The following is a 14,769-nucleotide window of genomic DNA, read 5'->3' as shown; positions in this document are numbered from 1 at the left end:
GACCCATGAAATTCAGATGCATTTTGACACTGCTGAGCGCCATCGCCTTGACAGGCCTGTGGGGCAGGCCTGCCCAAGCCCAAAACCGAGGCGACGAGGTGCTGCTGGAGATGCACCAAGCCTTCCGCAAAAAAGACAGCAACCGCCTGTCTGCCCTGCTGCCCCAGGCCCGTGGCCATGTGCTGGAGCCCCTGGCCGCCTATTGGGACATGCGGGCCCGCCTAGACACCTCCTCCAGCGCTGAAATCCGCAGTTTCTTGAACACCTACGCAGGCAGCTACTACGAAGACCGCCTGCGCAACGACTGGCTGCTGCAGCTGGGCAAGCGCCGCGATTGGGCCACTTTCACCGCCGAATACCCACGCTTTCGCATGCGTGACGACCGCGAGGTGCGCTGCTACGCCCTGGCCACCGAAGCCATGAACAGCAAGGCCGATGTGGCCGAAGAAGCGCTGCGGCTTTGGTACGCGCAGCGCGAGCCCGATGACGGCTGCGCTTACGTGGCTGAGCACCTGCACTCGGGCCGTCAGATCCAGGCGCTGGACCTGTGGCGCAAAGCCCGCATCGCCATGGACGCCAACCGCCCCCGCGCGGCGCAAGTGGCCGTTGACATCGAGGCGCCCCGCCTGTCCGAGCAAGTCAACCTGATCCACGCGGACCCGGCCAAATACCTGGACAAACGCATCCTGGCCATCACACGCAGCCGCAAAGAGCTGGCTGTGCTGGCCCTGATCCGGCTGGCCGCAAAAGACCCGGACGAGGCCGCGGATTTGCTCAGCAAGCGTTGGGCCATTCAGCTGAGCCCTGAGGAGCGCAATTGGACATGGGGCGTGATCGGCAAACAAGCCGCCCAAAAACTGCAAGACAACGCCGTGCAACACTTTGCCAAAGTGCAAAAAGACAGCGACCTGAACGACGACCTGCTGGCCTGGAAAGTGCGTGCCGCCTTGCGCCAAGGCCAATGGCCACAGGTGCTGAGCGCCACCCTGGCCATGAGCGCCGACGCCCGCAAAGACCCCACCTGGATCTATTGGCGTGCGCGTGCCCTGCTGAGCACGGCCCAGAACGAAGCCCAGCGTCAGGAAGGCCAAAGCCTGTTGCGCCAGATCGCCAGCGTGCGCGGGTTTTATGAGCAACTGGCACTGGAAGACCTGGGCCAGGCCATCACCGTACCCGAGCGCCCCACAGCGCTCACCCCCCAAGAAAAAGCCGCTGCCCTGGTCAACCCCGGTTTGCAACGCGCCCTGTACGCCATCCAGATCGGTCTGCGCCCCGAAGGCAACCGGGAATGGAACTACAGCACCAACCTGCACACACCCGGCGGCATGAACGACCGCGAATTGCTGGCTGCAGCAGACCTGGCTTGCCAGCGCCAGGTGTGGGACCGATGCATCAACACCAGCGAGCGCACCAAGGACGTCATCGACTTTGACCAGCGCTACCCCGTGCCGCTGCGCGAGACGGTGGTGCGCCGCGCTGGCGACATCCGGCTCGACCCAGCGTATGTGTACGGCCTGATCCGCCAGGAAAGCCGTTTCGTCATGGACGCCCGCTCGCACGTGGGGGCTTCGGGCCTGATGCAGGTCATGCCTGCCACCGCCAAATGGACTGCCAAAAAAATCGGCTTGACCCACTTCACCCCAGACCAAATCACCGACCGCGAGGTGAACGTGGCCATTGGCACCGGCTACCTGAAACTGGTGCTGGATGATTTCGAAGGCTCCATGCCCATGGCCACAGCCGCCTACAACGCGGGACCCGGCCGGCCACGCCAATGGCGCAACGGCCCCGTGCTGGATGCGGCCATCTGGGCAGAGAACATCCCGTTTCTGGAAACGCGCGACTACGTCAAGAAGGTGCTCTCCAACACCACCAACTACGCCGCCATCTTGACGCGCCAACCCCAGTCACTCAAAGCCCGACTGGGCAAGGTGGGGCCCCGCAACGCGAGCACCACCGAAGTCAACACGGATTTACCGTGAAGCCAGCAGCGCAACCCAACCCTGGGGGTCGGTGCGCCCTTGACCCCACAGATCAGGCAGGTCCCAACAACTCGTCCAGGTTGGCCTTGATTTTTTGCTCAATCTTGGCGCTGTAGGCACCCAGCAAAAAACCCAGTTTCAGCTGCAGATCAAACCGGGTTTCGGTCACTTTCAGCTCGCCACTCACCCCGCTGCGGGCAAAGCGCATCAGGTCAACAGCCTCACCTGGCTCTGACTCGCAGCTCATGCCCCACTCCTGCTCGGCTTGCTCGCGCCAGCGCTCGGCCACCACACGGGCACCCGCCAGACCCAAGGTGTGTTCGCGTTCAATCGTCAACTCAGGCATGTGGAGCTTTCAAGGTGGGTTGGGGTGCAAAAGTGGCGTCTAGCGCCACCTCGACCAGGCAATCGTAAAACACGGGCGCTCGGCCCAAATCGGTCAGGTGCTGGCTGGTCAGCTCATTGACATTGGTGCCGTTCAGCCCCAGCTTGCGCCACCAAATGCCCAAGCCATGGACCACACCGGGCCGGGCACGCTGGTTCACCCGCGCCTTGCAGTGGTAAGTACCCCGGTCGTTGAACACACGCACCACCGCACCGTCGTGAATGCCCCGCTGGGCCGCATCCTCGGGATGCATCTCCAGAACCGGCTCGGACTCGATGTCGCGCAGGCTTTGCACGTTGACAAAAGTCGAATTGAGGAAGTTGCGCGCAGGCGGCGAAATCATGGCCAGCGGGTAGCGCCCACCGGGTGCGGCCAACTCGTAGTTGGGCAGGTGGTCGGGCAGGCCGTCCAGCCCCTGATCGGCCAGGCGCTGGCTGAAAAATTCGCAGCGACCCGAGGGTGTGGGAAAACCGCCTTGCGCAAACGGTGCATCGGGAACAGGCAAAGAGGCGAAGCCATGCTCAAGCAGCTGCTCAAAGTCTTGCGCGTCTCCGATGGCGCTGCGGCACAGGCTTTCGTCGCTCTCGGCAAAACACGCGTCGTCAAACCCCATGCGCTGGGCCAGCGCCCGGAAGATGTCGGTGTTGGTGCGTGCACCGCCCACGGGCGCAATGGCTGGCCGGTTGAGCAACACATCGGTGTGGCCGTAGCTGGTGTGGATGTCCCAGTGCTCCAGCTGCGTGGTCGCGGGCAAGATGAAGTCGGCGTAGTCGGCCGTGTCGGTCTGGAAATGCTCCAGCACTACGGTGAACAGGTCTTCGCGGCCAAAGCCTTGCACCACCTTGCCCGACTCGGGGGCCACGGCCACCGGGTTGCTGTTGTAAACGATCAAGGCCTCAATTTGGGGGCCGAATGCGGGCGATGCTGGGCGCAGCAAGTCGTCGCCAATCGTGCTCATGTTGATGGTGCGGGGACGGCGCTCGCCCAGCAAGTCGGGCCGCTGCAAAGCCGCCCGCCGCACCGGAAAATGCCCCGAACTGCTGAGCAAGACCCCGCCCGCCCGGTGCCGCCAAGCCCCGGTGAGCGCAGGCAGGCAGGCAATGGCCCGCACCGCGTTGCCGCCGCCGCGCACGCGCTGCATGCCGTAATTCAGGCGAATGGCAGCGGGCTGGGTCGTGCCCCAGTCACGCGCCAGCTGGCGGATTTGTTCAACCGGCACGCCACACACCTGAGCCGCTCGCTCGGGCGTCCATTGCAGCGCACGCGCTTTCAAGGCGTCCCAGCCCAGGGTGTAGCGGTCGATGTAATCTTGGTCGAGCCAGCCGTGCACGATCAGCTCGTGCATGAGCGCCAGCGCCAGCGCGGCATCGGTGCCGGGGCGCAGGGCAATGTGTTCGTGGCATTTTTCGGCCGTCTCGCTGCGCCGGGGGTCAATGCACACTAGCTTGGCGCCTTGGCGCTTGGCCGCCTGGGCGATGCGCCAGAAATGCAGGTTGCTGCCAACCGAGTTGCTGCCCCAAATCACGATCAACTTGGATTCGGCAAAAAACTCGTTCTTCATGCCCACCTTGTTGCCCAAGGTCTGCGTCAGGGCTTCGGCCCCGGCTGAGGCGCAAATCGTGCGATCCAAGAGCGACGCGCCCAGCTGGTGAAAAAACCGCGCCGCGATCGACTCGCTTTGCACCAAGCCCATGGTGCCCGCGTAGCTGTAGGGCAGGATGGCCAGCGGGTCGCGTGCGGCAATGGTTTTCAGCCGGGCGGCAATGGCGTCCAAGGCTTCGTCCCAGCCCACGGGCTCAAACTGGCCCGAACCTTTGGGGCCCACCCTGCGCAGGGGTTGCAGCAAGCGCTCGGGGTGGTAGGTGCGCTCGGTGTAGCGCGAGACTTTGGTGCACAACACGCCATCGGTGGGCGCGTGGGCGGGGTTGCCCTGGACTTTGGTGGCGCGGCCGTTTTCCACGGTGGTCAGCAGAGCGCAGGTGTCGGGGCAGTCGTGTGGGCACGCGCCGCGCACGGTCTGAGGCGCCAAAAAGGTGTCGGTCATGGGGCTGAGCAAAGAATCGATCTGACTGGGGACGAAAGTACAGTCCCATTGTGGCCCAAACCCGGCCCTCGGCGCTTGGCCCACTTGTCCCCCATGTGCACAGGGGTGTTGGCAAGCCCACCCAAGTGTGGCTAGACTGTACCCATGAAAATCATTGATTCCATTCTCACCGACGCGGCCAGCATCGCGGCCATTCGCAAAGACATCCACGCCCACCCCGAGCTGTGCTTCCAAGAAGTGCGCACGGCCGATGTGGTCGCCCAGCAGCTGACCGACTGGGGTATCCCCATCCACCGCGGCATGGGCACCACGGGTGTGGTGGGCATCGTGCACGGTCGCGATGGCGGCGCTTGTGGACGGGGCATTGGCCTGCGTGCCGACATCGACGCGCTGCCCATGCAAGAGTTCAACACCTTCGCCCACGCCAGCAAACACCAAGGCAAGATGCACGCCTGCGGCCACGACGGCCACACCGCCATGCTGCTGGCTGCGGCCAAACACTTGGCCAAGCACCGCGACTTTGACGGCACGGTGTATTTGATCTTCCAGCCTGCCGAAGAAGGCGGCGGCGGCGCCCGCGAGATGATCAAAGACGGTCTGTTCGACAAGTTCCCCATGCAAGCCGTGTTCGGCATGCACAACTGGCCAGGCGCCCCGGTGGGCACCTTTGCTGTGAGTGCTGGCCCCGTGATGGCGTCGAGCAACGAGTTCAAGATCACTGTGCGTGGCAAAGGCAGCCACGCCGCGCTGCCCCACAACGGCATCGACCCGGTCCCGATCGCCTGCCAGATGGTGCAAGGTTTCCAGACCATCATCACCCGCAACAAAAAACCGGTGGATGCAGGCGTGATCTCGGTCACCATGATCCACGCGGGTGAAGCCACCAACGTGGTGCCCGACTCGTGCGAGTTGCAGGGCACCGTGCGCACCTTCAGCATCGAGGTGCTGGACCTGATCGAAAAGCGCATGAAACAAGTGGCCGAGTCGATTTGCGCGGCTTTTGACGCGCAGTGCGAATTCGAGTTCCACCGCAACTACCCGCCCACCATCAACAGTCCCGCCGAAGCCGACTTTGCCCGCCAAGTGATGGGCGCCATCGTGGGTGCCGAGCAGGTGATGCCACAAGAACCCACCATGGGCGCAGAAGACTTTTCGTACATGCTGCAGGCCAAGCCCGGTGCTTACGTCTTCATCAGCAACGGCGACGGCGCACACCGCGAAATGGGCCACGGCGGCGGGCCTTGCACCTTGCACAACCCGAGCTACGACTTCAACGACGACCTGATCCCCTTGGGCGGCACTTATTGGGTGGAACTCGCCACGCAGTGGCTGGCCCAACCCACACAAACCGCCTGACAGGACAAGCGCATGACCGATATCCAAACCGGCTTTTCCAAAAGCTACGCCGAAGCCCGCCAGAAATTCCTGAATGCCGCGCAGGCTGCAGGCCTGACGGTAGATTCCAACATCCACCCCTTGAAGGGCCGTGACGGCGAAGAGCTGGCCATGGATGTGGTGCTGGACGGCGCGCCCGACGCCAAGCAGCTGCTGATCATCAGCAGTGCCTGCCATGGCGTGGAGGGTTACTGCGGCTCGGGCGTGCAAATCCACGCCCTGCAAAACACCGCCTGGCGCGAGGCCGCCAAGGCCCGTGGCGTCGCTGTGCTGTACATCCACGCGCTCAACCCGCACGGTTTTTCGCATGTGCGCCGCGTGACGCACGAGAACGTGGACATCAACCGCAATTTCCAGGATTTTTCTAAACCCCTGCCCGAGAACGCGCCCTACAAAGAAGTGCAACCGCTCTTGTTGCCTGAGGTCTGGCCACCCGACAACGCCAATTTGGCCGCTGTTCAGAAGTACATCGCTGAGCGGGGCATGGACGCGCTGCAAGCGGCCGTCTCCAAGGGCCAGCACGACTTTCCGGAGGGCCTCTTCTACGGCGGCAAAGCGCCCACTTGGAGCAACCTGACGGTGAGACAAGTGCTGCAAAAATACGGTCAAAAATGCCAAAAGTTGGCGTGGATTGACCTGCACACCGGGCTGGGACCCAATGGGTTGGGTGAGCGCATTTTTGCCTGTGCCGACGACGCCGCAGCCTATGCCCGCGCCAAAGCCTGGTGGGGTCAAGGCATCACGTCCATTTACGACGGTTCCTCCACCTCGGCCTTCCTCACGGGTTTGATGTGGATGTCGGCCTACCAAGAGTGTCCGCAGGCAGAGTACACCGGCATTGCCATGGAATATGGCACCCAGCCTCAGTTGCAGGTCATGAACGCTCTGCGTGGTGACCACTGGCTGCACCTGCACCCCGAGGCGCCCGAGCCCCTGCGCCAAAAAATCAAGCAGGATCTGATGGACGCCTTCTACACCGACACCGACACTTGGCGCACCCAAATCGTGGACCAGGCCATGGACGCGATGCACCAGGCCGTCACGGGCCTGAGCGCGGCATGAACGCTCCGTGCGTTTTGGTCTTGGGGGGCAGCGGCTTTGTCGGCCGTCAGGTCTGCGAACAACTCGCCCGCCTGGGCTGGCACATCACCGTGCCCACCCGCCGCGCCGTGAACGCGGCGCGTGTGCAAAGCTTGCCCGGGCTGACGGTGATCGAGGCGAATGTTCACCAAGAAGCCGATTTGGCCCGCTTGATCCCCGGCCACGATGCGGTGGTCAATTTGGTGGCGGTTCTGCACGGCAGTGAAGAGCGATTTGAAAGCGTGCACGTAAATCTGCCCGGCAAGATCGCCAGCGCCATGAAAAAAGCGGGCGTACAACGCCTGGTGCACATCAGCGCTTTGGGTGCCGATCCACAAGGCCCCTCGATGTACCAGCGCAGCAAGGCGCGGGGCGAGACGGTGTTGCACAACGCGGGGCTGCAGCTGACGGTGTTGCGCCCCAGTGTGATCTTTGGCGCCGAAGACAAATTTCTCAACCTGTTTGCCGATCTGCAAGCCGTGGCGCCCTTCATGCCCTTGGCGGGCAGTGGCACCCGCTTTGCGCCCGTCTGGGTGGGCGATGTGGCGCGTGCTGTGGTCGTTTGCCTGCAAAAGTTGGACACCGTGGGTCAGACCTACGAACTCTGCGGCCCGGACGTGATGACCTTGGGCGAATTGGTCCATCGTGCGGGTCAGTGGGCGGGGGTGAACGAGGGCCGAGGCCGCCCGGTCATCGGTTTGCCGATGTGGGTGGGCTGGCTCCAAGCTGCGGCCATGGAATTGGCCCCGGGTGAGCCCCTGATGAGCCGGGACAACCTGGCTTCGATGAAGGTCGACAACATCGCGACGGGCCAACTGCCTCGTTTGCCTGCTTTGGGCATCTCTGCCTCGTCTGCTGCAGGTGTCGCTCCCGGATATCTTGGTCATCGTGGTCCACGCAGCAAGTTGAACCGCTGGCGTGCGGGTGCTGGGCGCTGATTCCACTTGCAAGCGGCATGGGTGGACGTGCGAGGGGATGCGACGGGTTCCTCATGACGGGGTACCGAAAATCGTCACCCGCCGCATCCCCTCACACATCTTGGCGGTGTAATCTGCCTCTTGTTAACAGCTGTGAGCGCTAACATGTGGGCTCTGATTCACGGGAGATAAAAATGATCCAGCTCTACATCGCCAACAAAAACTATTCGTCTTGGTCCATGCGCCCCTGGGTGCTGCTGCGCCAGGCAGGCATCGATTTTGAAGAGGTCTATGTCCGCTTTGACAGCTTCGCGCCCGACTCCAACTTCAAGGCCGCACTCAAAGACGTCAACCCGGTGGGCAAGGTGCCCGTGCTGGTGCACGATGGCCTGGCCATTTGGGACACGCTGGCCATTGCCGAATATGTCGCCGAACAGTTTCCCGAAAAACAGCTTTGGCCTGCGGACCGCGCCGCTCGGGCACGCGCGCGCAGCATCTGCGCCGAAATGCACAGCGGTTTTACGGGTCTGCGCAGTGCCTGCCCGATGAACATCGAGGCGCACCTGCCAGACATCGGCGCTTTGGCACTGCGCGACAAACCTGCCGTGCGAGCCGACCTGAACCGCATCTGCAGCCTCTGGAGCGGCTTGCTGCAAGAACACGGCGGCCCCATGCTGTTTGGACAGTTCACCGTGGCCGACGCCTACTTTGCCCCGGTGGTCATGCGCCTGAAGACCTACGCCCTGCCCGTGCCAGCCGATGTGGCGGCCTACATGGAGCGCGTGTGTGCCCTGCCCGGCGTCAAAGCTTGGATCGATGAGGCGCTGGCCGAGCAGGACTTCATCGACTTCGAAGAGCCCTTCCGGGTGGCTCGCTGAAGGCGGGCACGGGCATGCAGGTTTTTGTCGTCGGTGGTGCGGTGCGCGATGCCTTGATGGGACTGCCCGTCAACGACCGCGACTGGGTGGTGGTGGGCAGCACGCCAGAGGCCATGACCGATCAGGGATTCATGCCCGTGGGCAAAGACTTTCCGGTTTTTTTGCATCCGCAAACCCGCGAGGAATATGCTCTCGCCCGCACCGAGCGCAAAACGGCGCGAGGCTACAAAGGTTTTGCGGTGCAAGCCGACCCCTGCGTCTCGCTGGAAGAAGACCTGGCCCGGCGCGACCTCACCGTCAACGCCATGGCAGTGCCCGAGGCGCTGGCCCATGCCGCACCCAGCGGATGGACAGGCCAGATCGTCGACCCCTATGGTGGCGGGCGAGACCTACAAAACAAGGTGCTGCGCCATGTGACCGAGGCCTTTGCCGAAGACCCGGTGCGCATCCTGCGGCTGGCTCGCTTTGCGGCGCGCTTTGCCAACTTTTCTGTGGCCGATGAGACGATGGCCTTGATGCGCCAGATGGTCGAAGACGGCGAGGTGGACCACCTGGTGCCCGAGCGTGTCTGGCAGGAGTTGGCACGCGGGCTGATGAGCGCCAAACCCTCGCGCATGTTTGAGGTGCTGCGCACCTGTGGTGCCCTCAAGGTGCTGCTGCCCGAGCTGGACCGCTTGTGGGGCGTGCCCCAGCGCCCGGAGTACCACCCCGAAGTGGACACGGGCGTGCACATGATGCTGGTGATGGACATGAGCGCCCGCCTGAACATGCCGCTGCCCGTGCGCGTGGCCTGCCTGATGCACGACCTGGGCAAAGGCACTACCCCGGCCGACGTGCTGCCCCGCCACATTGGGCATGAAGGGCGCAGTGTGAAACTTTTACAAAAAACGTGTGGGCGCCTGCGCGTGCCCACCGACTGCAAAGAACTGGCCGAAGTGGTGGCGCGTGAGCACGGCAACATCCACCGCAGCGCCGAGATGGGGCCAGAAGCCCTGATGCGCTTGCTGGACCGTTGTGACGCGATTCGGCAGCCCGAGCGCTTTGCGCGGGTACTGCAAGCGTGTGAGTGCGATGCGCGGGGACGGCTCGGATTGGAAGAGTCGGCTTACCCACAGGCCGAACGCTTGCTCAAAGCACAGCAGGCCGCCTTGTCTATCGAGACAGCGCCCATTGCCCAAGCCGCGGCCGCTCAAGGCCTCAAAGGTCCACAAATCGGTGAGCAGATTTCCAAAGCCCGCATCAGAGCGGTCGCAGCTTCTCTGTAGGAGCCCGCCCTGTGGGCGATGGCCTGTACAAGACCCGTTGAAAGTTCAAAGGTGCGAGCGCGTCCAGTCGGCGATGTCTTGCGCCGAGCGGAAAGCACCTGCCTGACGGGCGACTTCTTGGCCGCCAACAAACAAGGCGAGTGTGGGGATGCTGCGGATGTTGAAGCGGGCAGCGATGGCCTGCGCTTCTTCGGTGTTGAGTTTGGCCACACGCACCTGCGGCGCCAAAAGGCCTGCGGCCTGCTCATATGCCGGGGCCATCATCCGGCACGGACCACACCAAGGGGCCCAGAAGTCGACCAGCACCGGCACATGGCTGCGGCCAATGTGCTTGTCAAAGCTGGCAGCGTTCAGCTCTAGAGGGCGGCCATCAAAAAGAGGTGTGTGGCACTGTCCGCAATCGGGGGCGTTGTGCAGATCGGCCACACGCACCCGGTTGGTGGTGTGGCAGTGCGGACAAACAATGTGCAAGGCGTCGGCTGAAACGGTCATGGAGTCCCCTGTATTTCAAAAACACTTGGGGATCATGCTCCGCGATTCAAGAGCCTTGCGCGTTGACGCATGTCAACGCAAAGAAGCGACCAGAATCAGCGTGCGGGTGGGCGACGAGGCGCCATGGGGGCACGGCCAGCCAGGTGACGGAAGCTGATGCGGCCCTTGCTCAGGTCGTAAGGCGAGAGCTCGAGCGTCACGCGGTCACCCGCCAAAATGCGGATGTGGTTCTTGCGCATCTTGCCGGCCGAATAAGCAATCAGTTGGTGGCCGTTGTCCAGGGTCACGCGAAAACGCGTATCGGGCAACACCTCGTTGACCACGCCCATCAGTTCAATCAGTTCTTCTTTAGCCATTTAAAACGTCTTTCTCAAAGCAGGATCGGTTTCGTCGTCTGGCGCTCTACCCACAACATGCCTTCATCGAGGGCGTATTGGCTGGCGGCGGCCGGTGTGGCGAATTCGGGCACAAACCGCATCACGCGGTCGGTGCTGGCGCTGCCACGGCCACTGGCCACGGACACTTGCGCGCCAAATGCGCCATTGGGCAAAGCCCTGGAGCACGGCTGAATTCGGAATTTTCCCATGGAGATGGGTTGGTGTGAACAATATGAAATAGTCATGTATTTTAACGAAGGGGGTCGAACCGCTTTTTTCGGCCCTCTTGGGGGCTGTGCAGCGGCACGGGTCTTGGCATGTCCTGCTGCCAAAAAAGCGCCCCCCATCAGCAAGCCGCAAGGCCTGCCCAACAACAGCACCGTGCAGAGGTGCGTCAAAAAAGGAAGCAAAAAAATCGTCTGGGCCCAGCTTGATAGAGCATGGCGGGCGATGTGCACAGTGGAGGACAAGACTGGCATCCCTCTGCCGGGATGCGCTATCGGCTCAGAAAGAGCGAGATGGGCATAAGTCGCCAATGGCGTGTGCACTGTAACACGTTCGATGTCAGGCGCCCTCGTTGCACCTGACCCCGAACTTCAGACACCCTGTTTTTGGAGCCCTTGACGAACCGATTGACCCAAGCGCTGCGCATACTGGTTGATCCAATCTGCAAAGGTTGGACCAAAGCCGCGGAAAAGCGCCTGGCCTGCAGGTGAGTTGGCTTGAGCCAGTATTTGTTGAAGCTCGGAAATGCTCAAGTTTTTGTAAACATGTGCCGCGTGTGCCAACACCCATTGCGACATTTGGCTGCGCATCACAAACCGTTGCTGCTCCACATGGTCTTGCAGCTGGCGGAATGTAGGTTTGCCCGGCTGATCGGGCATGGCCGACACCAACGCCCACTCCATGGCCAAGCTCATGGCCATGTTCATGGACACGGCCCGATCCACCGATTGGCTGGCATCGACCACCGATTGAATCAAGGCCATGCGAGACGTGTCAGCGGCCAATTCAGCCATGATTTTGGGGGCGTTTTCCATCACAAAACCCATGGTTTGAGCGCTTGCGCCTTGGATATCGGCGACTGCAATTTTCTGACCCAAAGGCGTTTTGTAAAACACGGTCCAGGCTTGTAAATGTTCAGAACGCAGACTTTTGAGCAGCAAAGCCAAGGCTTGGGGTTCGAGCTGCTTGAGGTCATAAACCTCACGACCTGAGCGCTGAACCACTTTGGCCAATTCAAGTGGCATGCCCTGCGCTTGGGCCTGCTGCAAGCCCATATCGATTTGCTCAGGTATTTGCCGCAATCCTTCAAGCAAGGCCATCTGCGTCATGAGCCAATGACCCGCTTCTTCATTTTGCTTTTCAGCTATGGCGGCGGGCTTGTCCGAGCCTGAACGGACTTGTGCCGCGGCTGTCATCCCCGACAAACTCAAGCTCAAGCACAGCAAGCAAGTCCACACATAGCTTTGAGATGCACCTTGGACTCTATTTCTCATATTGATTTTCCTCCCTTTTTTAATCGAACTGAAACGCTGACAAACCACTCAATTGGACTTCCTTTGATGGGCAAGCATTTGCAAGGCTAAACCGGTTTGCCGCTCGGGTGTTTTGGTGAAAAAAATGTCCGGCTGCTTGGCGTCTGCCTGCATGGGCAAAATCGCCAAAAACTTCCCGGATAAATCGGCGTTTTCTGAAGCTTGGCGCGTTTGCCACATGGCCAAAAATTGTTGTCGGCTGTAAGTCCTGTTGCCCAAACTGGGATCGGCTAACCACACGGTGTCCTGGTTGATGCCTCGCAACACAGAAAAGTGGTCGTTCTTTCGATGCTTGACATAGACAATGACGGGCATTTTCAAGCGTGTGAGCTGCTCCCAACTGGCCGCAAATCCTTGCGCCCTGAAGCCAAACTTGGGCAAGGCCTTGGCCATGTCTTCAAAACTGGCCCGTCCATCGCCTTTGTCCATGGCCTTGAGAAGAGCTTCCTCGGTCAAATCTTGTCCATAAAAATAGTTCAGTAAGGTGGCCAACGAAGCGGCACCACACGAGTAATCCAGGTCTTGCTTGACCACTTGCGCATCGCGCAAAGTTTTCCAATTTTTGACTGGCACTTGCAACACACCGCTGTGCGTGTTGACCATCGCGGTCGACATTTGAGCTTGAACGCCATGGGCGACGCCCAGGCTCAAAACTCCCAACCAAAGCCAAATTCTCTAAGCTTGTCGCCTCATCATGTTTGGCCCTCATCACTCGATTTAATATGCTTTTTTTGGTCGTACCAAATACAAGCCAACAAACCCAAACCACATCCAGAAAAAAGAAATGTCATGAAATAGGCCCACTCTAGAGAGTTAAAGGCCCAAGTCGCCACCTTTGGGAAAACAAATGCGCAGACAGCAAATAGAACTCCCAAAAGAAGCAAGCCCAGTCCGGCTCGACGAAATCGTCGTTTTTCCGAACTGGACTTGCCCGCCATCCAAGTCGCGATCTCAGGCAATACCAAATCCAAAAGATCGAAGGGAAAGGCCATTAGCAATTAACAGCGCAGGACGCCAAAAACCACGGCGGATTCAAGTACGAGGTGCAACAAAGATAAACCCGGTGATGGGTGGCTGAGGATGTCAAGGCATCATGGCCACTCAAACCGCCAAGTCCAAGTTGCCAGATGTACAAGCACCTCAGCCGAGAAGAACGATACCAAATTCACAGCCTCTTGAAAGCCAAACAGACCATCAGCGAGATCGCCCGTTCATTGGGCAGGAGCCGCAGCACCATCAGCCGCGAACTCAGCCGTGGCCGCGGTCAGCGTGGCTATCGCGCCGAACAAGCCTGCGCCAAGGCTTCTGAGCGGGCACAGCGAAGCCGTAATGCCCGCCGTTTAGATTCCAAAGTCTGGTCCGATGTGGATTTCTACCTTGGCATTCAATGGAGCCCCGAGCAGATTGCAGGCAAGGTGGCGGTCAGCCATGAGAGCGTCTATTTGTATGTCTATGCGAACAAGGCTGCCGGTGGTGATTTACACACGCACCTGCGTAGCCAAAAGCCTCGGCGCAAACGCCACCTGTGCGGGCGTGATAGACGTGGTCAGATCCCGAACCGCCGCCCGATCAGCGAGAGACCAAGCCACATTGAAGATCGCAAGCAAGTGGGCCACTGGGAAGGTGATACCGTTATTGGCGCGGCTCACAAACAAGCCATCGTGACACTGGTAGAACGCAAGAGTGGCTTTGCTGTGCTGGCCAAAGTGCCCAACAAGTCTGCTGATTTGGTGGGCCGGGCTATTGAAGGCATGCTCAAGCCCCTGAGCTCACGGGTGAAGACCTTGACGGTAGACAACGGCAAGGAGTTTGCCGATCACCAGGCCATCGATCAGGCCCTTGGCATCCAGACTTACTTTGCCGATCCGTATTGCAGCTGGCAGCGCGGCAGCAACGAGAACTTCAATGGTTTGCTGCGCCAATACATTCCCAAGAAACGGCGCATGGAAACTGTCACCGATGAGGAGTTGACTATGATCGAAAACAGATTGAATCACCGGCCCAGAAAGCGGCTGGGATTCAAGACACCCCACGAGGTGTTTCACGCCTCGTTAAACCGTGTTGCAGTTCGTACTTGAATCCGCCCACACTAAACGCTGCCCAAGTCATGAGAAAACCCAAAACAGCAGCAAGCCAAAGCGGTGGTTCTGGTATTCCTGGCGGCGTTGCGGCCAAACTTGGGTCCAAGCCCACCAAAATCCCAATCAGCGAGACCGCCAAGACAGCGTGCCAACGAGGGAAGTCAAAGCGCGGAAAGGGCTGTGCTCGCAGGAAAAAGAGTGCAAGAGAGGTGTTAAGCATTTTCAATTGAAGAAAACAACCATCAGATACAGAAAAAATGACAATACAAATGTAAGGTTTGCTCTGCACATCTGGACTAAGTTTCGAAGGTAACCAGACTCACTGGATAGATCCA

General features: G+C 60.5%; 15 protein-coding genes. 7 read left to right on the top strand and 8 right to left on the bottom strand.

What is annotated here, in order from left to right; all coding sequences use genetic code 11:
* The first annotated feature begins 5 nt into the window (after nucleotides 1-5).
* Complete coding sequence (locus L63ED372_RS01885) at nucleotides 6-1,982, top strand: lytic transglycosylase domain-containing protein (protein ID WP_062402514.1); 1,977 nt, start codon at nucleotides 6-8, stop codon at nucleotides 1,980-1,982.
* Nucleotides 1,983-2,034: 52 nt separating this feature from the next.
* On the opposite strand, the gene L63ED372_RS01880 is transcribed toward L63ED372_RS01885, so the two are convergent.
* Both L63ED372_RS01880 and L63ED372_RS01875 read right to left on the bottom strand, forming a co-directional pair.
* On the bottom strand, nucleotides 2,035-2,328 hold the full coding sequence (locus tag L63ED372_RS01880) for a polyhydroxyalkanoic acid system family protein (protein WP_062402511.1): 294 nt from the start codon (nucleotides 2,326-2,328) through the stop codon (nucleotides 2,035-2,037).
* Nucleotides 2,321-4,411 (bottom strand): molybdopterin-containing oxidoreductase family protein, encoded by a 2,091-nt coding sequence (locus L63ED372_RS01875; protein WP_062402509.1) that lies wholly within the window; start codon nucleotides 4,409-4,411, stop codon nucleotides 2,321-2,323. Before L63ED372_RS01875 ends, L63ED372_RS01880 begins: the two co-directional genes overlap by 8 nt.
* A gap of 144 nt (nucleotides 4,412-4,555) precedes the next feature.
* Between L63ED372_RS01875 and L63ED372_RS01870 the strand changes: the two genes are divergently transcribed.
* The 5 genes from L63ED372_RS01870 to L63ED372_RS01850 all read left to right on the top strand — a co-directional run bounded on the left by L63ED372_RS01870 (nucleotide 4,556) and on the right by L63ED372_RS01850 (nucleotide 9,946).
* Complete coding sequence (locus L63ED372_RS01870) at nucleotides 4,556-5,767, top strand: M20 aminoacylase family protein (protein ID WP_062402506.1); 1,212 nt, start codon at nucleotides 4,556-4,558, stop codon at nucleotides 5,765-5,767.
* A 12-nt stretch (nucleotides 5,768-5,779) separates the two neighbouring features.
* On the top strand, nucleotides 5,780-6,868 hold the full coding sequence (locus tag L63ED372_RS01865) for a M14 family metallopeptidase (RefSeq protein ID WP_062402503.1): 1,089 nt from the start codon (nucleotides 5,780-5,782) through the stop codon (nucleotides 6,866-6,868).
* A complete protein-coding gene (locus L63ED372_RS01860; RefSeq protein WP_062402500.1) occupies nucleotides 6,865-7,824 on the top strand; it encodes a complex I NDUFA9 subunit family protein in 960 nt (319 codons plus the stop codon). The genes L63ED372_RS01865 and L63ED372_RS01860 overlap by 4 nt, the downstream gene beginning before the upstream one ends.
* A gap of 173 nt (nucleotides 7,825-7,997) precedes the next feature.
* Nucleotides 7,998-8,681 (top strand): glutathione S-transferase family protein, encoded by a 684-nt coding sequence (locus tag L63ED372_RS01855; protein WP_062402498.1) that lies wholly within the window; start codon nucleotides 7,998-8,000, stop codon nucleotides 8,679-8,681.
* A 14-nt stretch (nucleotides 8,682-8,695) separates the two neighbouring features.
* The gene (locus L63ED372_RS01850) at nucleotides 8,696-9,946 is read left to right on the top strand and encodes a multifunctional CCA addition/repair protein (protein WP_062402495.1); all 1,251 of its coding nucleotides are present in this window, start codon (nucleotides 8,696-8,698) and stop codon (nucleotides 9,944-9,946) included.
* Between the two features lie 45 nt (nucleotides 9,947-9,991).
* On the opposite strand, the gene trxC is transcribed toward L63ED372_RS01850, so the two are convergent.
* From trxC to L63ED372_RS01820, 6 genes are all read right to left on the bottom strand, one after another.
* Nucleotides 9,992-10,438, bottom strand: a complete 447-nt coding sequence (gene trxC, locus L63ED372_RS01845; RefSeq protein WP_062402493.1) for a thioredoxin TrxC — start codon at nucleotides 10,436-10,438, stop codon at nucleotides 9,992-9,994.
* Nucleotides 10,439-10,533: 95 nt separating this feature from the next.
* Nucleotides 10,534-10,794, bottom strand: coding sequence for a translation initiation factor IF-1 (infA, locus tag L63ED372_RS01840; RefSeq protein WP_019426546.1), 261 nt, complete (start codon nucleotides 10,792-10,794; stop codon nucleotides 10,534-10,536).
* 14 nt (nucleotides 10,795-10,808) lie between these two features.
* On the bottom strand, nucleotides 10,809-11,024 hold the full coding sequence (locus tag L63ED372_RS01835; protein WP_231624533.1) for a hypothetical protein: 216 nt from the start codon (nucleotides 11,022-11,024) through the stop codon (nucleotides 10,809-10,811).
* Between the two features lie 387 nt (nucleotides 11,025-11,411).
* On the bottom strand, nucleotides 11,412-12,314 hold the full coding sequence (locus L63ED372_RS01830) for a DUF2059 domain-containing protein (protein WP_156343531.1): 903 nt from the start codon (nucleotides 12,312-12,314) through the stop codon (nucleotides 11,412-11,414).
* Between the two features lie 48 nt (nucleotides 12,315-12,362).
* Nucleotides 12,363-12,956: a C39 family peptidase gene (locus tag L63ED372_RS01825; protein WP_231624532.1), complete on the bottom strand. Its 594-nt coding sequence runs from the start codon at nucleotides 12,954-12,956 to the stop codon at nucleotides 12,363-12,365.
* Between the two features lie 89 nt (nucleotides 12,957-13,045).
* Nucleotides 13,046-13,345, bottom strand: coding sequence for a hypothetical protein (locus L63ED372_RS01820; protein WP_062402485.1), 300 nt, complete (start codon nucleotides 13,343-13,345; stop codon nucleotides 13,046-13,048).
* Nucleotides 13,346-13,480: 135 nt separating this feature from the next.
* Here L63ED372_RS01820 and L63ED372_RS01815 point away from each other — a divergent pair, with 135 nt between their 5' ends.
* Nucleotides 13,481-14,431 (top strand): IS30 family transposase, encoded by a 951-nt coding sequence (locus L63ED372_RS01815; RefSeq protein WP_062402482.1) that lies wholly within the window; start codon nucleotides 13,481-13,483, stop codon nucleotides 14,429-14,431.
* Nucleotides 14,432-14,769 lie beyond the last annotated feature (338 nt).

The sequence above is a fragment of the Limnohabitans sp. 63ED37-2 genome, from assembly GCF_001412535.1.
GTDB lineage: Bacteria > Pseudomonadota > Gammaproteobacteria > Burkholderiales > Burkholderiaceae_C > Limnohabitans_A.
The sequence above is the reverse complement of the archived record's forward strand: the minus strand, read 5'-3'. Positions and strand labels throughout refer to the sequence as shown.